Source organism: Enterobacter sp. FW301-JW81 (assembly GCF_058788735.1).
Window position 1 is genome coordinate 122,779 of record NZ_JBYTBA010000003.1, and the last position, 20,858, is coordinate 143,636.

The 20,858-nt window shown below is 57.9% G+C and carries 24 protein-coding genes; 12 read left to right on the forward strand and 12 right to left on the reverse strand.

The window, feature by feature from the left end; translation table 11 throughout:
- Nucleotides 1-8: 8 nt before the first annotated feature.
- Complete coding sequence (locus AC3WOK_RS11605) at nt 9-989, reverse strand: type IV pilus twitching motility protein PilT (RefSeq protein ID WP_063957025.1); 981 nt, start codon at nt 987-989, stop codon at nt 9-11.
- 17 nt (nt 990-1,006) lie between these two features.
- On the opposite strand from AC3WOK_RS11605, the gene AC3WOK_RS11610 reads away from it, so the two are divergent.
- The 6 genes from AC3WOK_RS11610 (at nt 1,007) to AC3WOK_RS11635 (ending at nt 4,724) form a co-directional block, all read left to right on the forward strand.
- Nucleotides 1,007-1,708, forward strand: a complete 702-nt coding sequence (locus tag AC3WOK_RS11610) for a YggS family pyridoxal phosphate-dependent enzyme (protein ID WP_059312246.1) — start codon at nt 1,007-1,009, stop codon at nt 1,706-1,708.
- A gap of 21 nt (nt 1,709-1,729) precedes the next feature.
- Nucleotides 1,730-2,296 carry a YggT family protein gene (locus AC3WOK_RS11615; RefSeq protein ID WP_059312245.1) on the forward strand — a complete coding sequence of 189 codons (567 nt, stop codon included), beginning with the start codon at nt 1,730-1,732 and terminating at the stop codon, nt 2,294-2,296.
- On the forward strand, nt 2,293-2,589 hold the full coding sequence (gene yggU, locus AC3WOK_RS11620; RefSeq protein WP_014885193.1) for a DUF167 family protein YggU: 297 nt from the start codon (nt 2,293-2,295) through the stop codon (nt 2,587-2,589). Before AC3WOK_RS11615 ends, yggU begins: the two co-directional genes overlap by 4 nt.
- A gap of 3 nt (nt 2,590-2,592) precedes the next feature.
- Complete coding sequence (locus AC3WOK_RS11625) at nt 2,593-3,186, forward strand: XTP/dITP diphosphatase (RefSeq protein WP_059312244.1); 594 nt, start codon at nt 2,593-2,595, stop codon at nt 3,184-3,186.
- Complete coding sequence (gene hemW / locus AC3WOK_RS11630) at nt 3,179-4,321, forward strand: radical SAM family heme chaperone HemW (protein ID WP_063957029.1); 1,143 nt, start codon at nt 3,179-3,181, stop codon at nt 4,319-4,321. The genes AC3WOK_RS11625 and hemW overlap by 8 nt, the downstream gene beginning before the upstream one ends.
- A gap of 64 nt (nt 4,322-4,385) precedes the next feature.
- Entirely contained in the window at nt 4,386-4,724 is a 339-nt protein-coding gene (locus AC3WOK_RS11635; protein ID WP_492354550.1) for an endonuclease domain-containing protein, read from the forward strand.
- 82 nt (nt 4,725-4,806) lie between these two features.
- Here the strand turns inward: AC3WOK_RS11635 and AC3WOK_RS11640 are convergent, their stop codons facing one another.
- From AC3WOK_RS11640 to trmB, 3 genes are read right to left on the reverse strand one after another with little or no spacing between them, the layout of a single operon-like run.
- Nucleotides 4,807-5,523: a YggN family protein gene (locus tag AC3WOK_RS11640; protein WP_047347899.1), complete on the reverse strand. Its 717-nt coding sequence runs from the start codon at nt 5,521-5,523 to the stop codon at nt 4,807-4,809.
- A gap of 56 nt (nt 5,524-5,579) precedes the next feature.
- A complete protein-coding gene (locus AC3WOK_RS11645) occupies nt 5,580-5,906 on the reverse strand; it encodes a YggL family protein (RefSeq protein WP_047347898.1) in 327 nt (108 codons plus the stop codon).
- Nucleotides 5,906-6,625: a tRNA (guanosine(46)-N7)-methyltransferase TrmB gene (gene trmB, locus AC3WOK_RS11650; RefSeq protein WP_059312241.1), complete on the reverse strand. Its 720-nt coding sequence runs from the start codon at nt 6,623-6,625 to the stop codon at nt 5,906-5,908. Before trmB ends, AC3WOK_RS11645 begins: the two co-directional genes overlap by 1 nt.
- Nucleotides 6,626-6,763: 138 nt before the next feature.
- Here trmB and mutY point away from each other — a divergent pair, with 138 nt between their 5' ends.
- From mutY to AC3WOK_RS11670, 4 genes are all read left to right on the forward strand, one after another.
- A complete protein-coding gene (gene mutY, locus AC3WOK_RS11655; protein ID WP_063428421.1) occupies nt 6,764-7,822 on the forward strand; it encodes an A/G-specific adenine glycosylase in 1,059 nt (352 codons plus the stop codon).
- Between the two features lie 25 nt (nt 7,823-7,847).
- Nucleotides 7,848-8,120, forward strand: a complete 273-nt coding sequence (locus AC3WOK_RS11660; RefSeq protein WP_023309138.1) for an oxidative damage protection protein — start codon at nt 7,848-7,850, stop codon at nt 8,118-8,120.
- A 56-nt stretch (nt 8,121-8,176) separates the two neighbouring features.
- Nucleotides 8,177-9,253: a membrane-bound lytic murein transglycosylase MltC gene (mltC, locus tag AC3WOK_RS11665; protein WP_032660036.1), complete on the forward strand. Its 1,077-nt coding sequence runs from the start codon at nt 8,177-8,179 to the stop codon at nt 9,251-9,253.
- Between the two features lie 280 nt (nt 9,254-9,533).
- A complete protein-coding gene (locus AC3WOK_RS11670) occupies nt 9,534-10,790 on the forward strand; it encodes a nucleoside permease (protein ID WP_047347894.1) in 1,257 nt (418 codons plus the stop codon).
- Between the two features lie 79 nt (nt 10,791-10,869).
- Here the strand turns inward: AC3WOK_RS11670 and citG are convergent, their stop codons facing one another.
- The 8 genes from citG to AC3WOK_RS11710 are packed head-to-tail and all read right to left on the reverse strand — an operon-like array spanning nt 10,870 to nt 18,178.
- Nucleotides 10,870-11,673 carry a triphosphoribosyl-dephospho-CoA synthase CitG gene (gene citG / locus AC3WOK_RS11675; RefSeq protein ID WP_492354551.1) on the reverse strand — a complete coding sequence of 268 codons (804 nt, stop codon included), beginning with the start codon at nt 11,671-11,673 and terminating at the stop codon, nt 10,870-10,872.
- On the reverse strand, nt 11,651-12,190 hold the full coding sequence (gene citX, locus AC3WOK_RS11680) for a citrate lyase holo-[acyl-carrier protein] synthase (RefSeq protein ID WP_063957037.1): 540 nt from the start codon (nt 12,188-12,190) through the stop codon (nt 11,651-11,653). The genes citG and citX overlap by 23 nt, the downstream gene beginning before the upstream one ends.
- Nucleotides 12,187-13,710 carry a citrate lyase subunit alpha gene (citF, locus tag AC3WOK_RS11685; protein WP_492354657.1) on the reverse strand — a complete coding sequence of 508 codons (1,524 nt, stop codon included), beginning with the start codon at nt 13,708-13,710 and terminating at the stop codon, nt 12,187-12,189. The genes citX and citF overlap by 4 nt, the downstream gene beginning before the upstream one ends.
- 10 nt (nt 13,711-13,720) lie before the next feature.
- A complete protein-coding gene (gene citE / locus AC3WOK_RS11690) occupies nt 13,721-14,596 on the reverse strand; it encodes a citrate (pro-3S)-lyase subunit beta (RefSeq protein ID WP_032660024.1) in 876 nt (291 codons plus the stop codon).
- Nucleotides 14,593-14,886, reverse strand: a complete 294-nt coding sequence (citD, locus tag AC3WOK_RS11695; RefSeq protein WP_063431648.1) for a citrate lyase acyl carrier protein — start codon at nt 14,884-14,886, stop codon at nt 14,593-14,595. The genes citE and citD overlap by 4 nt, the downstream gene beginning before the upstream one ends.
- A gap of 16 nt (nt 14,887-14,902) precedes the next feature.
- Nucleotides 14,903-15,925, reverse strand: a complete 1,023-nt coding sequence (gene citC / locus AC3WOK_RS11700; RefSeq protein WP_492354552.1) for a [citrate (pro-3S)-lyase] ligase — start codon at nt 15,923-15,925, stop codon at nt 14,903-14,905.
- A 10-nt stretch (nt 15,926-15,935) separates the two neighbouring features.
- On the reverse strand, nt 15,936-16,799 hold the full coding sequence (locus tag AC3WOK_RS11705; protein ID WP_059312234.1) for a fumarylacetoacetate hydrolase family protein: 864 nt from the start codon (nt 16,797-16,799) through the stop codon (nt 15,936-15,938).
- Nucleotides 16,800-16,816: 17 nt separating this feature from the next.
- On the reverse strand, nt 16,817-18,178 hold the full coding sequence (locus AC3WOK_RS11710) for a 2-hydroxycarboxylate transporter family protein (protein ID WP_047347887.1): 1,362 nt from the start codon (nt 18,176-18,178) through the stop codon (nt 16,817-16,819).
- Between the two features lie 345 nt (nt 18,179-18,523).
- On the opposite strand from AC3WOK_RS11710, the gene AC3WOK_RS11715 reads away from it, so the two are divergent.
- Together AC3WOK_RS11715 and AC3WOK_RS11720 are read left to right on the forward strand one after the other, a co-directional pair.
- On the forward strand, nt 18,524-20,149 hold the full coding sequence (locus AC3WOK_RS11715) for an ATP-binding protein (protein WP_492354553.1): 1,626 nt from the start codon (nt 18,524-18,526) through the stop codon (nt 20,147-20,149).
- Entirely contained in the window at nt 20,139-20,831 is a 693-nt protein-coding gene (locus tag AC3WOK_RS11720; protein ID WP_059312232.1) for a response regulator, read from the forward strand. The genes AC3WOK_RS11715 and AC3WOK_RS11720 overlap by 11 nt, the downstream gene beginning before the upstream one ends.
- Nucleotides 20,832-20,858 lie beyond the last annotated feature (27 nt).

The following is a 20,858-nucleotide window of genomic DNA, read 5'->3' on the forward strand; positions in this document are numbered from 1 at the left end:
ACAGGGGCCTACAGCCGCCCCTGCGCCCGTCTCTCCGCCAGGCTCTGGTCAAAGTTCTGCATGCCTGCCTGCTGGCCGGTTTGAATGATGCCGGGCAGTTGCCATGTTTTTCCTTCGCGAATGAGATTCGCCGCCGCGGCGGTGTTCACCAGCAGTTCATACAGCGCGACGCGCCCGTCTTGTAAGTCAGGAACCAGCTTCTGCGCCAGCACCGCCCGCAGGCTACCGGCCAGCTGGTTACGCACCGGATCTTTCTCCTGCGCCGGGAACGTATCGATCAGCCGTTCAATCGCCTGCGATGCGCCGCGCGTATGCAGCGTCGCCAGCACCAGATGTCCGGTTTCCGCTGCCGTCAGCGCCAGGCGGATCGTTTCGCTGTCGCGCAGTTCCCCCAGCAGAATCACGTCCGGGTCCTCGCGCAACGCGCTGCGCAGCGCTTCAGCAAATGACGGGCTGTGCTGACCCATCTCCCGCTGCTGTATCAGGCAGCGTTCACTCTGGTAGATGAACTCCACAGGATCTTCGAGCGTGAGAATATGGCCGTCGGTATAGTGGTTGAGGAAATCGACCATTGCCGCGAGCGTAGTGGATTTGCCGCTGCCGGTCGCCCCCGTCACCAGAATCAACCCGGCCTCATTGGATAACAGTTCCGGGATTGCCCGCGGCACGCCCAGCGAAGCGAGTTGCGGACAGGTGCGCGGCAGCAGCCGCAGCGCCACAGAGACACCGTTCATCTGCTTAAAGGCACTGCCGCGCAGGCGCTGGCCACCCGCCACCGTCGCGGCAAAATCGACCTGCCCGCTTGCCCACCATATTCCCTGCTGCTCGTCGTTGAGCCACGCTTTTAACAGCGCTTCGACGTCAGGCGGCGGAAACGGTGCCGGCTCAAGGCGGCCTGATATGCGCCAGCGGGGTGGTGAATCACTGCACAGGTGTAGATCGGAGACATTATGCTTTACACTAAGCGCCACCATTTCTTCCACATCCATAGACTACTCCTCGGAAAATGAACGACATTGCGCATAACCTGGCACAGGTCCGGGACAAAATCTCAGCCGCCGCAGCGCGTTGCGGCCGTGCTTCAGAAGAAATTACGTTACTTGCAGTCAGCAAAACGAAGCCTGCGAGCGCCATCGCAGAAGCCATTAATGCAGGCCAGCGGGCGTTTGGTGAAAACTACGTTCAGGAAGGCGTGGATAAAATCCGCTACTTCCAGGAACAGGGGAATACGCATCTGCAGTGGCACTTTATTGGTCCCCTGCAGTCGAACAAAAGCCGTCTGGTGGCAGAGCACTTCGACTGGTGCCACACCATTGACCGTCTGCGCATTGCAACCCGCCTGAATGACCAGCGCCCGGCGGAGATGCCTGCGCTTAACGTGCTGATTCAGGTCAACATCAGCGACGAAAACAGCAAGTCCGGCATTGCGCTGAGCGAACTGGACGCGCTGGCAGCAGAGGTGGCCGCACTGCCGCGCTTAACCCTGCGCGGGCTGATGGCAATCCCGGCGCCTGAGTCAAGTTATGAAAGGCAGTTTGCCGTGGCACAGCAAATGGCTGTAGCATTTGAGGCGCTTAAAGCGCGCTATGACAAGGTAGACACGCTTTCTCTGGGCATGTCGGATGATATGGAAGCCGCCATCGCGGCAGGCAGCACTATGGTGCGCATCGGTACAGCCATTTTCGGTGCGCGCGACTACACCCAATAATAAGGAAACCTGAGGAACGCCATGAAGACGTTGACTTTCCTGCTCTCTACAGTGCTTGAGCTGTATACGATGGCGCTTTTGCTGCGCGTCTGGATGCAGTGGGCCCGCTGTGACTTTTACAATCCGTTCTCCCAGTTTGTCGTGAAAATCACGCAACCGGTTGTCGGACCGCTGCGCCGTGTTATCCCGGCAATGGGTCCCATCGACAGTTCGTCTCTGCTGGTGGCGTTTATTCTGAGCGTTATCAAAGCAATCGTGCTGTTTATGGTCATCACCTTCCAGCCGATTATCTGGATTGCCGCCGTCCTGATTCTGATCAAAACCGTCGGTCTGCTGATTTTCTGGGTGCTGCTGGTCATGGCCATCATGAGCTGGGTCAGCCAGGGGCGCAGCCCAGTAGAGTACGCATTGATTCAGCTGGCCGAACCGCTGCTGCGTCCGATCCGTAACCTGCTTCCGTCTATGGGCGGCATCGACTTTTCCCCGATGATCCTGGTTCTGCTGCTCTATGTGGTCAACATGGGGATTGCTGAACTGTTACAGTCCACGGGCGATATGCTGCTGCCGGGGCTGTGGATGGCGCTATGAGTGCAGTAAGCACCTGCGCTGACGGGCTGGTTTTACGGCTGTATATTCAGCCGAAAGCCAGCCGCGACAGTATTGTTGGACTGCATGGCGACGAGTTAAAAGTCGCCATCACTGCCCCACCCGTTGACGGCCAGGCGAACGCACACCTGACCAAATATCTGGCAAAACAGTTTCGCGTGGCTAAAAGCCAGGTCATCATTGAAAAAGGCGAGCTGGGGCGGCATAAACAGGTAAAAATCCTCAACCCGCAATCGATCCCGACTGAAGTCGCGGCTTTGACAGAACAGGACTAAACCATGCAGAAAGTTGTTCTCGCAACCGGTAACGCCGGTAAAGTGCGCGAGCTGGCCTCGCTATTAAATGATTTTGGGCTGGATGTGGTCGCTCAGACCGATCTTGGCGTGGATTCCGCCGAAGAGACGGGGCTGACGTTTATCGAAAACGCGATCCTGAAAGCACGCCATGCCGCGCAGATTACGGGCCTGCCCGCGATTGCCGACGACTCCGGCCTGGCCGTTGATTTTCTCGGCGGCGCGCCTGGGATTTACTCTGCACGCTATTCCGGCGTTGACGCGACCGACCAGCAGAATCTGGAAAAGCTGCTTGTTGCGCTGAAGGACGTGCCTGACGAGCAGCGTACCGCGCAGTTCCACTGCGTGCTGGTCTATATGCGTCACGCTGAAGACCCAACCCCCATCGTCTGCCACGGCAGCTGGCCGGGGATGATTACCCGCGAAGCGGCAGGCAACGGCGGCTTTGGCTACGACCCGATTTTCTATGTCCCGTCCGAGGGCAAAACCGCTGCGGAACTGACCCGCGAAGAAAAAAGCGCGATTTCCCACCGTGGACGCGCGCTGAAACTGTTACTGGAAGCACTGCGTAATGGCTAATTTGCCGCCTCTGAGTCTTTATATTCATATCCCGTGGTGCGTGCAGAAATGCCCGTACTGCGATTTCAACTCGCACGCGCTGAAGGGCGAAGTGCCGCACGATGACTACGTTGCGCATCTGCTGGCCGACCTGGACGCCGATGTACCTTACGCACAGGGACGTGAAGTTAAGACCATTTTCATTGGTGGCGGTACGCCGAGCCTGCTGTCCGGCCCGGCGATGCAGACGCTGCTGGACGGCGTGCGCGCACGTCTGAACCTGGCAGCGGATGCTGAAATTACGATGGAAGCCAACCCCGGCACCGTTGAGGCCGACCGTTTTGTCGAGTATCAGCGCGCGGGCGTGAACCGCATCTCCATCGGCGTGCAGAGCTTTAGCGAGCCAAAACTGAAGCGCCTGGGGCGCATTCACGGCCCCGAAGAGGCGAAGCGTGCGGCACACCTGGCGACGGGGCTTAATCTTCGCAGCTTTAACCTGGATCTGATGCACGGCCTGCCGGACCAGTCGCTGGAAGAGGCGCTGGACGATCTGCGCCAGGCGATTGAACTGAACCCGCCGCATCTTTCGTGGTACCAGCTCACCATCGAGCCAAACACGCTGTTCGGCTCACGCCCGCCGGTGCTGCCGGATGACGACGCGCTGTGGGATATCTTCGAGCAGGGCCATCAGCTGTTAACTGCCGCAGGCTATCAGCAGTATGAAACGTCGGCCTATGCGAAGCCGGGCTACCAGTGTCAGCATAACCTGAACTACTGGCGGTTTGGTGACTATCTGGGGATTGGCTGCGGCGCGCACGGTAAGGTCACCTTCCCTGACGGGCGCATTCTGCGCACGGCTAAGACTCGCCATCCGCGCGGGTATATGGAAGGCCGTTACCTTGAGCGTCAGCACGACGTCGAGGCGGCGGATAAGCCGTTTGAATTCTTTATGAACCGCTTCCGCCTGCTGGAAGCCGCGCCACGTGCAGAGTTTGCGCGTTACACCGGGCTGCCGGAGACAGTGATTCGTCCACAGATCGACGAAGCGCTGGCGCAGGGGTATCTGACCGAGTGTGATGAATACTGGCAGATCACCGAGCACGGCAAACTGTTCTTAAACTCCCTTCTTGAGCTGTTCCTCGCAGAAGATTCCTGAAGGCTGATTCAGGATTTCGCATCCCGTTCTGCCGGCTGAGGGAAAGGCTGGCAGAGTGAGGGGGATGGACAAATCAAAACAACTCCGCAAACAAATGACGCCCGAAGAATTACGCCTCTGGTATTTGCTCAGAGGTCGTCGCTTCTATGGGTATAAGTTTCGCCGTCAGATGCCGGTTGGCACATATATCGTCGATTTTGCCTGCTTTAAGGCGAAGCTGATCGTTGAGCTGGATGGAGGGCAACATCAGGATGAGGAGAACTATGATTCACGTCGTACCGCGTTTTTGAATACGAACGGATGGGAAGTCGTACGGTTCTGGAATAATGAATTTCGCGTTAACGAAAATGAAGTGTTAAATATCATTCTTCAACGACTGCAATGCCTGATGCCCTCACCCTAACCCTCTCCCACAGGGAGAGGGAACGCTTACTCCCTCTCCCCTGGGGAGAGGGCCGGGGTAAGGGGCCCAGCGCGCAGAAACCTTACTTCAGCGTCCCCACCAGCGCCTTCCGGCTATCTTCCAGCGACACCACGCGTTTACACACGTCTTTGCCGAACTTCTGGAAATCATCTTCCTGGTTCTTCCACTCGTTCTGAATGGAGGTCTGCAGGCCACCAAGACTGCCCAGCACGCCCTGAAGCGGGTTACCGCCGCCTTTCAGTACCGCTTTGGCACCCATCTCGTTGATGCTGTCCTGCAGGATACCGCCCATCGCCTGGTTCACCAGCTGCTGCCCGTCAGCACGGACCTGATCAATCGCTTTGTAGTGGAACGTCAGGCCGTCGGTGCGCGTCTCGATAATCCGGTTCATCTGCTCTTTAAGCTGCTTATCGAGCTTGGTCAGGCGGGTGCGCATATTGCTGCTCTCACCCACCTCTTTGGTAATGATCTTGTCCAGCGCCACGCGGCTTTTCTCAACGCGCGTCAGCGCGCCGTCGTTAATCCATGGCAGGGCGGTACGCAAATCGGCCTGGTAGTCTTTCGCCTGCTCACGCTGTGCGGCTGTCAGGTTGTATTGTTTGCCGTTAAAGGTGACGTTCCCTTCCGGCGTAATCACCAGATTGCCGTTCTCGCCTTTGACCTGCACGGTTTGCGGGCTTAACACCACGTCATCACGCGGGGTGACGCTACATTTATACTCCGCATGGGCGGTGAATCCGGTAGCCATCAAAGCAACGGCCAGCAACGTTTTGCGCATCTTAAACACTCCCTCAGACAAAATGGGCCAGCTAATGCTGGCCCCTGACTACTTTATTAGTCCCACCAAACGTCGAAAAGTTCGCTGACGCGAACATCTTCCAGCTTGTGTTCTTCCAGCCATTTACGTACCAGCGCCTGATGTTCTTCGGTGCATTTACCCACTTCCTGGGTGCAGATCAGACCTTCCCATGCCAGGTAGCCGCTACCGTCGAAGGCCAGCTTGTTGGGCTCGATCACGTCATTGATGAACGCATCTACGTCCCGATCGATCTGTTCTACACTGGTGCCTTCCGGGAAACGCCACGCAACGGAGAAACCCACTTCCTGGAATTCTTCGATGTGCATTTTTTTACGCAGACGACGGCTACGGTTCTTTGCCATTATTTCACCCTCTCGAACATTAAGTCCCATACACCGTGACCAAGACGATGGCCACGCTGTTCAAATTTCGTTACCGGACGCGATTCCGGACGTGGTACATAGTCGTTGCTCGCAGACTGGTTTTTGTAACCCTCCAGAGACGACATCACTTCCAGCATATGTTCCGCATACGGTTCCCAGTCGGTCGCCATATGGAAGACACCGCCCAGCTTCAGCTTACTTTTCACCAGCTCGGCAAACGGCGCCTGAACGATACGGCGTTTATTATGACGTGCTTTGTGCCACGGGTCAGGGAAAAAGAGCTGAACCATGGTTAAAGAATTGTCAGGAATCATTTTGTGCAGCACTTCTACCGCGTCGTGACACATCACGCGCAGGTTCTCAACGCCCTCTTCATGAGCCGTTGCGAGACACGCGCCGACGCCCGGGGAGTGTACTTCGATACCGAGGAAGTTCTGCTCAGGACGCGCTTTAGCCATAGTCACCAGCGAGGTGCCCATACCAAAACCGATCTCAAGCGTGACCGGCGCTTCGCGGCCAAAAAGCCCGGCAAAGTCCAGAGGCTGCTCGCTGAACTCAACGCCCATCACCGGCCAGTAGTTGTCCAGCGCGTGTTGCTGCCCTTTTGTCAGGCGACCCTGACGGCGGACAAAGCTGCGAATACGGCGCAGCGGGCGACCGTTTTCATCAAATTCCGGTGAAATGACGTCGTTTTTCATAAAAGAGTTGTCTGCTTGTGAGAATGTTCGGGAAACGGGCATTATCCAAAGTTAAGGCTTCTATGCAAGCATGGGAAAGATCCGGTTTACAGCAGATTGACGCTGTGCTGCAATCGGCGTCCCTGATTATGCGAATCGATGACCATGCAAGCCTCTCAATTTTCAGCCCAGGTGCTGGACTGGTACGACAAATACGGGCGTAAAACCCTGCCCTGGCAAATTGAAAAAACGCCTTACAAAGTATGGCTCTCCGAAGTGATGTTGCAACAAACGCAGGTCGCCACGGTGATTCCTTACTTTGAGCGTTTTATGGCACGCTTCCCGACGGTGACCGATCTGGCAAACGCGCCGCTGGACGAGGTGCTGCACCTGTGGACCGGGCTTGGCTACTACGCCCGCGCGCGCAATCTGCACAAAGCGGCACAGCAGGTCGCGACGCGCCACAACGGTAAATTCCCGGAAACCTTCGACGAGGTGGCGGACTTACCCGGCGTCGGACGTTCAACCGCGGGCGCCATTCTCTCCCTCTCTTTAGGCAAGCATTTCCCGATCCTCGACGGCAACGTGAAGCGCGTGCTGGCGCGCTGCTACGCCGTTGACGGCTGGCCGGGGAAGAAGGACGTTGAAAAACGTCTTTGGGAGATCAGTGAAGACGTCACGCCAGCCAACGGCGTGGAGCGTTTTAATCAGGCGATGATGGATCTCGGCGCGATGGTCTGCACGCGCTCAAAGCCGAAATGCGAACTCTGCCCGGTAAATAATCTCTGCGTGGCGTATGCCAACCATTCGTGGGCGCAGTATCCCGGTAAGAAACCCAAGCAGACGCTGCCGGAGCGCACCGGCTATATGCTGCTGATGCAGCACGGCGACAACGTCTTCCTGGCCCAGCGTCCACCGAGCGGCCTGTGGGGCGGTCTATACTGCTTCCCACAGTTTGAAAATGAAGCGCTGCTGCGTGAATGGCTTAAACAGCGCGGGATTGCTGCCGATAACCTGACGCAGCTGACCGCGTTTCGCCACACCTTCAGCCATTTCCACCTGGATATTGTGCCGATGTGGCTTCCCGTGTCCTCATTCACCTCGTGCATGGATGAAGGCACCGCTCTCTGGTATAACTTAGCGCAACCGCCATCAGTCGGGCTGGCGGCTCCCGTGGAGCGCCTGTTACAGCAATTACGTGCCGGTGCAATGGTTTAGCATCGGCTAAAAAAGAGGAATGAGTATGGCCAGAACGATTTTTTGTACTTTCCTGCAGCGTGACGCTGAAGGCCAGGACTTCCAGCTTTATCCGGGCGACCTGGGTAAACGCATCTACAATGAAATCTCCAAAGAAGCCTGGGGACAGTGGCAGAAAAAGCAGACCATGCTGATCAACGAGAAAAAACTCAGCATGATGAACCCGGAACACCGGAAGCTGCTGGAGCAGGAGATGGTGAGCTTCCTGTTCGAAGGTAAAGACGTGCACATCGAAGGCTATACGCCACCGGAAAAATAACAGCGTGCGGGGGAAACCCCGCCGTTAAAGCAAACACAACACGCACTCCCGGAATGATGAAAAAACTTTTAGCGCTAGCCCTTGTTGCGCCGTTGCTTGTCTCGTGTTCGTCAAAAAAAGGCGAAGATTACAACGAAGCCTGGATCAAGGACACCAACGGTTTTGACATTTTGATGGGGCAGTTTGCCCACAACATCGAGAATATATGGGGATTTAACGAAGTTCTTATTGCCGGACCTAAGGACTACGTTAAGTACACCGATGCCTATCAGACCCGTAGCCACATCAACTTTGATGAGGGTACGATCACGATTGAGACCATTGCAGGCACAGACCCTGCGGCACGGCTACGTCAGGCAATTATCAAAACCCTGCTGATGGGTGACGATCCGGGCTCTATCGATCTCTACTCCGATGCCGACGATATCACCATTTCCAAAGAGCCGTTCCTGTACGGTCAGGTTGTCGATCAGACCGGTCAGCCGATCCGCTGGGAAGGTCGCGCCACGAAATTTGCCGACTACCTGCTGCAGACGCGCCTGAAAAGCCGCTCTAACGGCCTGAAGATTATCTACAGCGTCACCATCAACCTCGTCCCGAACCACCTCGACAAGCGTGCGCATAAGTACATTGGGATGGTGCGTCAGGCCTCGCGCAAATACGGCGTGGATGAGTCGCTGATCCTGGCGATTATGCAGACCGAATCGTCCTTTAACCCGTACGCGGTAAGCCGTTCCGACGCCCTGGGGCTGATGCAGGTTGTGCAGCACAGCGCCGGTAAAGACGTCTTCCGCGCGCAGGGTAAATCCGGGACGCCGAGCCGTAGCTATCTGTTCGATCCGCAAAGCAACATTGATACCGGCACGGCCTACCTGGCGATGCTGAACAATGTCTACCTGGGCGGAATTGATAACCCAACCTCGCGCCGCTATGCGGTGATCACCGCCTATAACGGCGGCGCGGGCAGCGTGCTGCGCGTGTTCTCGAATGACAAAGTGCAGGCCGCAAACATCATCAACAGCATGGCGCCGGGGGATGTCTACTCAACCCTCACCACCCGCCACCCGTCTGCGGAATCCCGTCGTTATCTGTATAAAGTGAATACGGCGCAGAAGAACTATCGTCGCCGCTAAAAAACTCTCCCTCACCCTGCCCTCTCCCAGAGGGAGAGGGTATTCAAGTTCCCTCTCCCTCTGGGAGAGGGTTAGGGTGAGGGCATCAGGCCGCACTCACTCACCCCACCCATACGAAAATGTTATTTGCATCACAATCCAAACTGCAAATTAATGTGGATTGCATTTTTTTGCGGGAGGTAACAAAACATATCGTTGCCAACTGATAGAATTGCATCAAATAACAACCCTGAATGTTTCTATAACAACATATCTCCCGCTCACTTGTGAGGAAAGTAACATGAACCTTAAGCTGCAGCTTAAAATATTGTCGTTTCTGCAGTTCTGCCTGTGGGGTAGCTGGCTGACTACACTCGGCTCCTATATGTTTGTGACGCTCAAGTTCGACGGTGCGTCAATCGGTGCCGTATACAGCTCGCTCGGTATTGCGGCTGTCTTCATGCCAACGCTGCTGGGGATCGTGGCGGATAAATGGCTGAGTGCGAAATGGCTGTACATGCTTTGCCATCTGGTGGGCGCGGGGACGCTGTTCATGGCAGCCCAGGTGACCACGCCGGGGGCGATGTTCATGGTGATCCTGCTTAACTCGCTGGCCTATATGCCAACGCTTGGGCTGATCAACACCATCTCCTACTACCGCCTGAAATCTGCGGATATGGATATCGTGACCGATTTCCCACCAATCCGTATCTGGGGCACCATCGGCTTTATCATGGCGATGTGGGGCGTGAGCTTCGCGGGCTTTGAACTGAGCCATATGCAGCTCTACATCGGTGCTGCGCTCTCCGTGGTGCTGGCGCTGTTCACCCTGACGCTGCCAACCATTCCGGTTTCAAACCAGCAGAAAAACCAGAGCTGGAGCACCATGCTCGGCCTGGACGCCTTCGCGCTGTTTAAAAACAAGCGCATGGCGATCTTCTTTATCTTCTCCATGCTGCTGGGCGCGGAACTGCAGATCACCAACATGTTCGGCAACACCTTCCTGCACAGCTTCGATAACAACCCGCTGTTCTCCGGCAGCTTTATCGTTGAGCACGCGTCGGTGATGATGTCCATCTCCCAGATCTCTGAGACACTGTTCATCCTGACCATCCCGTTCTTCCTGAGCCGCTACGGCATCAAGAACGTCATGCTGATCAGTATCGCGGCGTGGATGCTGCGCTTCGGTCTGTTCGCCTACGGCGACCCAAGCCCGTTCGGCACCGTGCTGCTGGTTCTGTCGATGATTGTTTACGGCTGCGCCTTCGACTTCTTCAACATCTCGGGTTCCGTGTTTGTGGAAAAAGAAGTGAAGCCTGAAATCCGCGCCAGCGCGCAGGGCATGTTCCTGATGATGACCAACGGCTTCGGCTGTATTCTGGGCGGCGTGGTGAGCGGTAAAGTGGTTGAGATGTACACCACCAACGGCATCACCAACTGGCAGCCGGTGTGGCTGATCTTCGCCGCGTACTCGCTGGTGCTGTTCTTCGCGTTTATCGTGCTGTTCAAGTACAAGCACGTTCGCGTGCCGAATGGTGCACAGCCGATCGCGCATTGATTGTTATGCCCGGTGGCGCTGCGCTTACCGGGCCTACAAAACCAGACCGTAGGCCGGGTAAGGCGAAGCCGCCACCCGGCTATTTTATTGCAGAGAGCACCCACCCCACCGACAGTAAATCCGCGCTGCCGCCGGGGCTCAGGTTCCGTTCAATCAATGCGTTGTCCATTCTGAGCAACGCCTTGCGGTCCCAGCCGCCAGCCAGCAGATCCCGCGAATAGCCCTGAACGTAGCGCAGCCCCTCAATGCCGCCGCGCGAGACCAGATTGCTATCCTGATTTATCGCCATCAGGCGTAACAGCAGGCCGTGAAGTGAACGTCCGTTCCACTGTGCCAGCGCCTTACGCGCCGTTGCAAAGCCGCTCTCTGCCTCACCGCGCGCGCCGGTATATCCGTACTGCTGAAACTGCCGCTCGCCCGCCGTCGCCCGTCCGCTGCGTGCGGCCAGCTCCCGCGAAACCAGCCCGCTGCAGATGTTACTCACCTCACAACAGAGGCCGTCTGCGGTGACATGCTTCACGCGCCCGGCGGCGAAGCACAGTAAGCCAAGGGCAAAAATACCGCCTTTGTGCGTGTTCACTCCGTTCGTTGCGGCGTACATCGCCTGCTCGCAGGCCATCCCCATCGGGCGGAGGATCCGCAGCTGTTCGTCAGCGGGCTTATCTGCATGCACGCGACCGAGCTCGGCAAAGCGCGTAAACCACGGCGTAATCGCTGCAATGCTGCGGACAAACAGCGCGTGGTCCATATCGCGATGGGAACCGTTATTAAGCTTGTCTACCAGCCCCGGCTTGGGCGTCAGCTCCAGCTCCTGCCACAGCGCCGCTTCGACAAGCGCGGGCACGTCAGCCGGGCGGGTTTTAGTCGCGAGCAAACCAGTCATCGATCGTTTTCTCCACGCGGGAAACCACCTGCTCAACGGGATGATTGCGCGAGCGGGAGCAGGCGTGCGCGGGCTCGTCGCAGATCAGACAGCGTCTGAGGTTCGTCCCCAGCGACTGACGCCCGACGTGGCCGTGCTGCGGGCAGATCACGTCCAGATCCCACAGCCTGCCGAGCGGGTGCGTCTGCTCCAGCTCCGCGCAGTGCGCTTTGATTTCCACCGCCGGATGGGCCACGCACCACAGGGCTTCCGGCCCGGTCGGGAGCCACAGCACCTGGCGGTCCAGCACCTGCCAGCGGTTTTCCCACAGCAGCTGGTCGCACATCTGCAGCGCCACGCCCATGGTGTTGCGATAGCGCAGGCTGTCTTTGATCTCCCCAGGCGTGACCAGCGTGAGGGAAATCACCGGTTGTTGATAGTGCTCAAGCATGTCAGCCTGGCGCGCTGCGCGGCGCTCTTTCGCCGCCAGCATTTCGTCCAGGCTGACACCCGCCCGCACGGGTGTCGCTAACGTCATATTGACTCCTTCACTTGCCTTACGGTGTCGATCACGCTGCCGTCGCGGTAGCGGATCACCCCGACGATTTTGTCGGTAAATTCAATCGGTTTCGGTACGCCGGTCAGGGAAATCGCCCGCTCGTAAAGCGCGCTGATATCCACAACTTTGAGTCCAGCTTCCAGCAGCCGCTCGCGGATTTCCGGGCGCGCCGGGTTGACCGCAATGCCGTGGTCGGTGACCAGCACGTCAATGCTTTCGCCCGGCGTGAGGCGCGTGGTAACGCGCTTCACGACCGTCGGAATACGGCTGCGCAGCAGCGGCGCAACAACGATGGTCAGGTTTGCCGCGGCGGCGACGTCGCAGTGCCCGCCAGACGCGCCGCGCATCACGCCGTCGGAGCCGGTGATGACGTTGACGTTGAAATCGACGTCAATTTCCAGCGCGCTGAGTATCACCACGTCGAGCTGGTCGCAGCTTGCCGCCTTGCTGCCGGGGTTGGCGTAGACGTTAGTGGAGATCTCCACGTGGTTCGGGTTGCGCGCCAGCGAGGCCGCCGCCTGGCCGTCAAAGCACTGGGTATCGAGCAGCTTTTCAATAAGCCCCTTCTCGTGCAGATCCACCAGGCTGCCGGTGATGCCGCCGAGCGCAAAGCGCGCCTTCACGCCGCTGCGCTCCATCTTCTCTTCCATAAAGCGCGTGCAGGCGGTCGCCGCCGCGCCGGAGCCGGTCTGCATCGAAAAGCCCGGTTTGAAGTAGCCGGAGTGTTCAATCACGTCCGCCGCATAGCGGGCAATCATCAGCTCGCGCGGGTTGCTGGTGACGCGCGCCGCGCCGACGCTGATTTTCGCCGGGTCGCCCACGCTCTCGACCTGCACAATGTAGTCCACCTGGTCCTGCACCAGGCTGGCGGGCATATTGGGGAACGGCACCAGCTCTTCGGTCAGCAGCACCACCTTACGGGCAAAGTGCGCGTCCACCATGGCGTAGCCCAGCGAGCCGCAGCAGGATTTGCCGTGCGTGCCGTTGGCGTTGCCAAATTCATCGCTGCACGGCACGCCGAGAAACGCCACGTCGATATTCAGCTCGCCATCCTGGAGCAGCTTCACGCGCCCGCCGTGGGAGTGAATTTGCACCGGCTCGTCCATCAGCCCGTGGGAGATGGCGTCTGCCAGCCTGCCGCGCATCCCCGAGGTGTAAATCCGGGTGATAACGCCGCTTTCGATATGCTCGATCAGCGCGTCGTTGCAGGTCATCAGCGAGCTGGAGGCCAGCGTCAGGTTTTTGAAGCCCATTCGCGCCAGCAGCGCCACGACGGTGTTGATCACCCGGTCGCCTTCGCGAAACGCATGGTGGAAGGAGATGGTCATCCCGTCCTGCAGGCCGCTTCGCATCACCGCCTCTTCAACAGAGGCGCAGAGCTTGCGGCTGTGCTTCGCGTCGCTGTCCGCCAGCCACGGCGTCGCGCTGTGGGCGGTATCAAACGGTTTTAAATCCCGCAGATGGGGAAAATTCATGTGAAGAAGTTCTGTCTGATTCATCATCTCATCCTTACCGACGCACGCCGGAGGCCGCCGCGCGCTCCAGCACCACCTGCGCGTGGTTAATAATCGGTGCATCCACCATTTTGCCGTTGAGCGACACTACGCCCAGGCCGTTACGCTCGCCCTCTTCTGCCGCTTCAATCACCCTTTTGGCGTGATCCACCTCTTCCTGCGTCGGGGCGTAGGCGTTGTGCAGCAGGTCAATCTGGCGCGGGTTAATCAGCGATTTGCCGTTAAAGCCCATCTTGCGGATCAGATCGACCTCGCGCAGGAACCCGGCCTCGTCGTTAACGTCTGACCACACCACGTCGAAGGCGTCGATGCCCGCGGCGCGGGCGGCGTGCAGCACGGCGCAGCGGGCGTAGAACAGCTCGGTGCCGTCGCCGCGCTCGGTCTGCATATCCATCACGTAGTCAAAGGCGGCCAGCGCGATGCCAATTAAGCGCGGGGAGCTGCGGGCAATCGCCACGGCGTTGATGACGCCAATGGCCGACTCGATCGCCGCCATTACGCGGGTGGAGCCAACCTCGCGTCCGCATTCACGTTCAATGCGCTCCAGGTGGCCTTCCAGCTCGTAGATATCGTCCGGGGTGTCGGTTTTTGGCAGGCGGATCACGTCCACGCCCGCCCGCACGGCGGCTTCCAGATCCAGCAGGCCAAACGGCGTACTGAGCGGGTTAATGCGCACCACGGTTTCGATATCCTGATACATCGGGTGCTGCAGCGCGTGGAACACCAGCATGCGCGCGGTGTCTTTCTCGCGCAGGGCGACGGCGTCCTCAAGGTCAAACATGATGGAGTCCGGGCGGTAGATAAACGCGGTTGAGAGCATGGCGGCGTTGGCGCCCGGCAGGAACAGCATACTGCGGCGGAGTTTGCTCATTTCAGCGCCCCCCAATTGATGACCTGGTCATCGGCGGCACGCATCAGCGCGCTTTGCAGGCGAGCGCGGATCACACAGTCCAGCGCCCCTTTGTCTTCAATAATGATAAGTCCCTGGTGCACGTTCATGGCGCGCAATGTGTCGTTGACCACCTGGCGAATCTGCTCGCCAAACTGCTTAATCACTTCACTGTGGATGACTATCTCCAGCTCGCCGTGAGCGGGAGCGATTTTCACCATCAGGTCGCTGGACTCCTGCGTTCCGGCCAGCGCCTCCCTTACAATTTTCATGATAAATTCCTGGTAGTTAAGCGACTTCCGCACTCGCACGATAGTGTGCTTCGAGATGCGCGAAGGTGGAGTCCGGGACAATCTCCCGGATCCGGGAAAACTGCTGTGTCTTCAGTAAGCGGCGCACTTCGGACGCTGAAATGGCGTTGCCGGTGGCCTTGATGCGCGGCATTTCCACCACCTCAATATGCGAGGCCAGCAGGTCATGCAGCGTCTGGTTGTACTGACGGGTGATGTCGCAAAAGGGCTCCGAGCCGATGAAGCGGTGCGTGATGCCCAGCGCCGGGGCAATAAAGTCCCGGAAGATCAGCACGTCGATTTCGCTCCACGCCTGCTGCACTTTGCCGGTCTCCTTCAGGAAGTAGGCCGGGAAGGTGGCGCGGGAGATGATGTACTGCGAGCCTTCATGCACCACCACGTTCGGCAGATGCGCCACGCCCGCGCGCACCATCTCGAGGCGGGCGCTGAACGGGAAGAACGAGGCGTCTTCACGCACCACGAACAGATGCAGGGCATCGCACTGCATCGCTGCCTGCTCCACCAGATGGCGATGGCCGAGGGTGAACGGATTGGCGTTCATCACTATCGCGCCAATTTTCTCCCCGCACCTGCGCTTCGCCGAGAGCGAACGGCAGTAGCGCTCGATCCCCTGCGGGGTGTTCTCCATCAGCACGGCGTTGTTTCCGCTCTGGGCAATCGGCCAGAAGCCGCTGCGGGCAAAGCGCTCCCGGTTGCACGGGCGGGTGCAGAGGAAGAGGTGAAAATGGCCGCGATCCAGCGCCGCATTTTGCACCTCTGCCAGCAGCCGCGCGCTGAGGTTCTCGCCGCGAAGCTGCTCGTTGACCGCCACGCATTTGATGACGTTGGCGGCAAGTCCTGCGCAACCCACCAGCTGCGGGCCGGACCAGGCTTCGACAAACAGCATGATGTCGTTGTCCAGGCCAAGGCCGCTGTCTGCCAGCAGGTAACGGATCTGGCTTAAGCGTTCCGGGTGCTTCGCCACCAGCGTGTGGCGAAAATCGATGGGTTGACTGTTCATGCCGCCTTTCTCAGTGTGCCGCCGCAAGCCCGACGGCTGGCGCTTCCACAATCACGTTGCTCAGATGACCGATATGCTCGATCTCCACCTCAATGCGATCGCCCTCTTTCATAAACAGCGGCGGGTTACGCTTTTTACCCACCCCGCCAGGGGAGCCGGTGATGATCACGTCGCCCGGACTTAAGCGGGTAAAGGTGCTGATGTACTCGATCAGCTCTGCCACCTTGTGGATCATGCTGCTGGTGTTGTCTTCCTGCACCATGCGGCCGTTCAGCCAGGTGCGGATTGCCAGCTGATGTGGGTCCGGGATCTCATCGGCCGTCGCCATCCACGGGCCAAACGCGCCGGTCTGACGCCAGTTTTTACCGGCGGTAAACCAGGTGTGCTGCCAGTCGCGGGCGGAACCGTCCATGTAGCAGCTGTACCCGGCCACGTGGCGCAGGGCGTCGTCGCGGCTGATGTTCTCCCCGCCTTTGCCGATGATCACCGCCAGCTCGCCTTCGTAGTCGAATTCGCTGGAGTGGCGCGGCTTCAGCACCGGCTCGTTGTGCCCGGTCTGTGAATCCGGGAAGCGGACAAACAGCGTTGGAGCCGGGTTATGCTGGTCAAACTCTTTGCGCTTGTCGGCGTAGTTCATGCCCACGCAGAGAATTTTTTCCGGCTGCACAATCACCGGTAAGAAGGTGATGGCGCTCAGCGGCACGTCCACGGCATCGTTCAGATAGCGGGTGGCCTGCGCCAGCCCGTTGCCCTGCAGCAGCGCCTTGAGGTCGCTGTAGCGGTCGCCGAGACGGCGGCCTAAGTCAATCACGCCGTCGGCCTGGACGATGCCGTAGCTGCGTTTTCCCTGGTATAAAAAGCTTGCGAGTTTCATTGTTCTTTCCTGAAAACTTAAACGAGGAAGTTGCCCAGAATCAGCAGTGAGATAGAGACGTTAATCGCGCCGCCGATACGGGTAGCAATCTGGGCGAACGGCATCAGGCTCATGCGGTTGCCTGCGGTCAGGATCGCCACGTCGCCGGTACCGCCCTGACCGCTCTGGCAGCAGGAGACGATGGCGACATCAATCGGGTGCATACCAATCTTTTTGCCGACGAAGAAGCCGGTTGCGACCAGTGCAGAAACGGTGCTGACAATCACCAGCAGGTTGCTGACGGTGAACGCCGCCACCAGTTCGTGCCACGGGGTGATGGCCACGCCAACGGCGAAGAGAATCGGGTAGGTCACGGAGGTCTGGAAGAATTTGTACACCACCTGCGAGCCTTCCAGCAGGCGTGGAGAGGCGCCGTTGCAGAGCTTCACCAGCACCGCCATAAACAGCATGCCGACCGGAGCAGGCAGGCCAATCAGCTTGTGGCCGAGCATGCCCAGCATGTAGAGCAGCACCGCCAGCAGCGCACCGGAGGCGATGGTGGTCACGTCCGCCTTGCCGGAGAACGCAGGCTGAGAGACGGTAGCATCTGCATTCGCGCGGTTAGGCATCAGCTGGCCTTCACCGGTCAGGTGCGGGTAGCGTTTACCAAGCTGGTTCAGGCAGCCGGAGATGATGATCGCCGTCAGACCGCCGAGCATCACCATTGGCAGCACGCGACCGAGCGCCACGCCCTGGTCCATATGCAGCAGGGTGGCATAGCCGATGGAAAGCGGGATCGCCCCTTCCCCTACCCCGCCCGCCATAATCGGCAGAATGATAAAGAAGAAGATCTGGAACGGCTCAAGACCCAGCGCCAGGCCGACGCCCATCCCCACCAGCATGCCGACGATTTCACCGCACAGCATCGGGAAGAAGATGCGCAGGAAGCCCTGAATCAGCACCGTGCGGTTCATGCTCATGATGCTGCCAACGATAATGCAGCAAATGTACAGATAGAGAATGTTGGTGGATTTGTAGAACTTGGTGGTGGACTCGACCACCACGTCCGGCAGCAGGCCGTAATAGACCAGCGCGGAAGGGATAAAGGTCGCGCAAATCGCCGCCGCGCCGAGCTTGCCGACAATCGGCAGGCGTTTGCCAAACTCGCCGCAGGCGAAGCCGAAGAAGGCCAGCGTCGCCACCATCACCACGATATCGCTCGGCAGTTTTCCACCCAGGCAATCAATGGCAATCAGTACGCCCGCCAGAACGAACAGCGGCAGAGGAATAATCCCGATTTTCCAGGTATCCATAATATGCCACCAACGCTCTTTGAGCGAAGGTCGCTGAATTTCAATCGGGTCGTGGGTAACAGAGAAAGAATCGTCAGTTGTGCTCATAATAAGCCCCTTAGTTATTTTGTGCGTTCAGCTTAGAGTCACAAAGGCTTACTTTATGTGAGGAATGGCATATTAAAAGCGAAGTTTTAATGGCCACTATGGTTTTAATGGTTTCTTTTATTTAATGTGATTTATGCCTTATTTATTGTCGTGGTTTTTATGGTTTCTTTTCTGAATTGAACAAACAAATAACATTTATTCGTGAAGCCTGAAGCACCGCTGCCTTTAGGATAAATCTTTTACATCCCCTGCTGTGCAAGGGATCACAAGTTTTCGGCAAAGCGGGCATCCGCACGAAAAAAGATGATATATTGGCGATCTTTGTCGCTACCTCGCGTGATAGTTATGAAAGTCTCTTTCCAGATTAAGCTGTTTATTTCGCTGGTTGCCTTTTTCTCAGTACTTTTTGCGCTACTGGGCGGATATTATTATGCCGATGTCGGCAAACAGCTTTATCAGGAAATGAGCGCCCGCGCCAAAATACAGGCTGAAGAGATTGCGCTTATTCCGACATTGCGTGATGAAGTCGAACAAAAGAATATCAGCGCCATCCATGATTTTATGCAGAAGATGTCCGCGCACAGTGATGCCAGCTTTATTGTGATTGGCGATAATAAGGGCCAGCACCTTTTTCACTCCGTCTTTGCCGACAGAGTGGGCACGACGCTGGTCGGCGGTGACAATGAAGCCGTTTTGCAGGGTAAAAGCACCACCACCATCCGCAAAGGGGGGCTGGGCATTTCGCTGCGCAGTAAGGCCCCCATCTTCAACGATGCCGGACAGGTGGTCGGCATTGTTTCGGTAGGCTATCTCACCAGCTACCTTGATACCATTACCGTCAGTAAAGTGGTCAATATCCTGATTGCCGCCGTGCTGCTGCTGATTGCCCTCTTTGTCTTCTCCTGGTTCTTTACCCGCAGCATTAAGAAGCAGATCTTCTCCCTCGAGCCGCGAGAGATCGGGCTGCTGGTGCGCCAGCAAAAGGCGCTGATGGAGTCTATTTATGAAGGGGTAATTGCCATTGACGATCGGCGGCGGATTGAAGTGATCAACCAGGCGGCGCGCAAGCTGCTGGGCCTGAGCCAGCCCGCCCGGGAACTGCGCGGGCAGCTGATAAGCCAGGTTATCGATCCGGTTCCGTTCTTCGATACGCAAACGATGCTGGCAAAAGATACCCATGACGAGATTTGCCGATTTAACGATCTCACGGTGATTGCCAGCCGGGTGCACATCATGCTTGAGGGGTCGCTGCAGGGTTGGGTGATCACCTTCCGCGATCGCAACGAGATCGACTCGCTGAGCGCCCAGCTCAGCCAGGTAAAACGCTATGTCGATAACCTGCGCATTATGCGCCACGAGCAGTTAAACCGGATGACCACCCTGTCCGGCCTGCTGCATATGGGCCGCTATGAGGAGGCGATTGGCTACATTCAGGCGCAGTCGGAGCATGCCCAGGAGCTGCTGGACTTTATCTCTTCGCGCTTCAGTTCCCCGACCCTGTGCGGCCTGCTGCTGGGCAAAGCCGCCCGCGCGCGGGAGAAAGGCGTCGAGCTGTGTTTCGACCCGGCGTGTCGTCTGGACAGGTCGTTCCTGCCGCTGGGGGAGCAAGAGCTGATTTCGATTATTGGCAACCTGCTGGATAACGCCATCGAAGCAACGCAGCGCTCACCGCTGCCGCATGCGCCGGTAGAGGTGCTGATAAAACTCAGCGAACAGGAGCTGATTATTGAAGTGGCCGACCAGGGCGTTGGTATTACACCGGAGATCCGCGACAGGATCTTTGAACGCGGCATCACCACCAAAACACGCGGCGATCATGGGATTGGCCTGTATCTGATCGAAAGCTATGTCACTCAGGCTGGCGGCGCAATAGAAGTTGCCGATAATACGCCGCGCGGCACCATTTTCTCATTGTTTATCCCTGCCACGGGAACCGCCCGGCAACTGGAAGACACCGACTATGCAACATGAACTTATCGACGTACTGATTGTTGAAGACGAGAGCGAGCTGGCGCAACTGCACGCGGAGCTGATAGGCAAGCATCCGCGTCTGAGGCTGGTGGGCATTGCCTCGTCGCTGGCAGCGGCCCAGGCTGAGCTTGAAAGCAAACAGCCGCAGCTCGTGCTGCTGGATAACTATCTGCCTGACGGCAAAGGGATCTCGCTGATTAATAACCCCATGCTGGCCCGCGCCAACTGCTCGGTGATCTTTATTACCGCCGCCAGCGATATGGACACCTGCAGCCAGGCGATCCGCAACGGCGCGTTCGACTACATTCTCAAACCCGTCTCCTGGAAGCGGCTCAGCCAGTCGCTGGAGCGGTTTGTGCAGTTTGCCGAACAGCAGCGCGTCTGGAAGATTGTCGACCAGCAGAACGTCGATTCGCTCTATCAGCTACAGGCGAAAAACTACCGCCAGGACAACGGCAGCAAGGGCATTGAGGAAAATACGCTGGCGCGCGTGCAGACGCTGTTTAACGACAAAGCAACGCACTGCTTTACGGTGGATGAGGTCGTGAGCGAGACGGGACTGAGTAAAACCACCACCCGGCGCTATCTGGAGCACTGCGTGGAGACCGGGTTTCTCAGCGTGGAGATGCTGTACGGTAAGATCGGGCATCCGAGGAGGATGTATAAGCGTAGTGCGGTTTGATGAAACGTTCCCTCTCCCTGTGGGAGA

Bases quoted from the DNA above. Each gene is read 5' to 3' on its own strand.
- citG (WP_492354551.1), bottom strand. From the start codon at position 11,673: ATGACTGGTTTGCTCGCGACTAAAACCCGCCCGGCTGACGTGCCCGCG.
- AC3WOK_RS11710 (WP_047347887.1), bottom strand. From the start codon at position 18,178: ATGAGCACAACTGACGATTCTTTCTCTGTTACCCACGACCCGATTGAA.
- citF (WP_492354657.1), bottom strand. From the start codon at position 13,710: ATGAATCAGACAGAACTTCTTCACATGAATTTTCCCCATCTGCGGGAT.
- trmB (WP_059312241.1), bottom strand. From the start codon at position 6,625: ATGAAAAACGACGTCATTTCACCGGAATTTGATGAAAACGGTCGCCCG.
- AC3WOK_RS11670 (WP_047347894.1), top strand. From the start codon at position 9,534: ATGAACCTTAAGCTGCAGCTTAAAATATTGTCGTTTCTGCAGTTCTGC.
- citE (WP_032660024.1), bottom strand. From the start codon at position 14,596: ATGAGCAAACTCCGCCGCAGTATGCTGTTCCTGCCGGGCGCCAACGCC.
- citD (WP_063431648.1), bottom strand. From the start codon at position 14,886: ATGAAAATTGTAAGGGAGGCGCTGGCCGGAACGCAGGAGTCCAGCGAC.
- AC3WOK_RS11615 (WP_059312245.1), top strand. From the start codon at position 1,730: ATGAAGACGTTGACTTTCCTGCTCTCTACAGTGCTTGAGCTGTATACG.
- AC3WOK_RS11625 (WP_059312244.1), top strand. From the start codon at position 2,593: ATGCAGAAAGTTGTTCTCGCAACCGGTAACGCCGGTAAAGTGCGCGAG.
- mltC (WP_032660036.1), top strand. From the start codon at position 8,177: ATGAAAAAACTTTTAGCGCTAGCCCTTGTTGCGCCGTTGCTTGTCTCG.
- citX (WP_063957037.1), bottom strand. From the start codon at position 12,190: ATGACGTTAGCGACACCCGTGCGGGCGGGTGTCAGCCTGGACGAAATG.
- hemW (WP_063957029.1), top strand. From the start codon at position 3,179: ATGGCTAATTTGCCGCCTCTGAGTCTTTATATTCATATCCCGTGGTGC.
- AC3WOK_RS11610 (WP_059312246.1), top strand. From the start codon at position 1,007: ATGAACGACATTGCGCATAACCTGGCACAGGTCCGGGACAAAATCTCA.
- yggU (WP_014885193.1), top strand. From the start codon at position 2,293: ATGAGTGCAGTAAGCACCTGCGCTGACGGGCTGGTTTTACGGCTGTAT.
- mutY (WP_063428421.1), top strand. From the start codon at position 6,764: ATGACCATGCAAGCCTCTCAATTTTCAGCCCAGGTGCTGGACTGGTAC.
- AC3WOK_RS11660 (WP_023309138.1), top strand. From the start codon at position 7,848: ATGGCCAGAACGATTTTTTGTACTTTCCTGCAGCGTGACGCTGAAGGC.
- AC3WOK_RS11640 (WP_047347899.1), bottom strand. From the start codon at position 5,523: ATGCGCAAAACGTTGCTGGCCGTTGCTTTGATGGCTACCGGATTCACC.
- AC3WOK_RS11645 (WP_047347898.1), bottom strand. From the start codon at position 5,906: ATGGCAAAGAACCGTAGCCGTCGTCTGCGTAAAAAAATGCACATCGAA.
- AC3WOK_RS11720 (WP_059312232.1), top strand. From the start codon at position 20,139: ATGCAACATGAACTTATCGACGTACTGATTGTTGAAGACGAGAGCGAG.
- AC3WOK_RS11635 (WP_492354550.1), top strand. From the start codon at position 4,386: ATGGACAAATCAAAACAACTCCGCAAACAAATGACGCCCGAAGAATTA.
- AC3WOK_RS11605 (WP_063957025.1), bottom strand. From the start codon at position 989: ATGGATGTGGAAGAAATGGTGGCGCTTAGTGTAAAGCATAATGTCTCC.
- AC3WOK_RS11715 (WP_492354553.1), top strand. From the start codon at position 18,524: ATGAAAGTCTCTTTCCAGATTAAGCTGTTTATTTCGCTGGTTGCCTTT.
- AC3WOK_RS11705 (WP_059312234.1), bottom strand. From the start codon at position 16,799: ATGAAACTCGCAAGCTTTTTATACCAGGGAAAACGCAGCTACGGCATC.
- citC (WP_492354552.1), bottom strand. From the start codon at position 15,925: ATGAACAGTCAACCCATCGATTTTCGCCACACGCTGGTGGCGAAGCAC.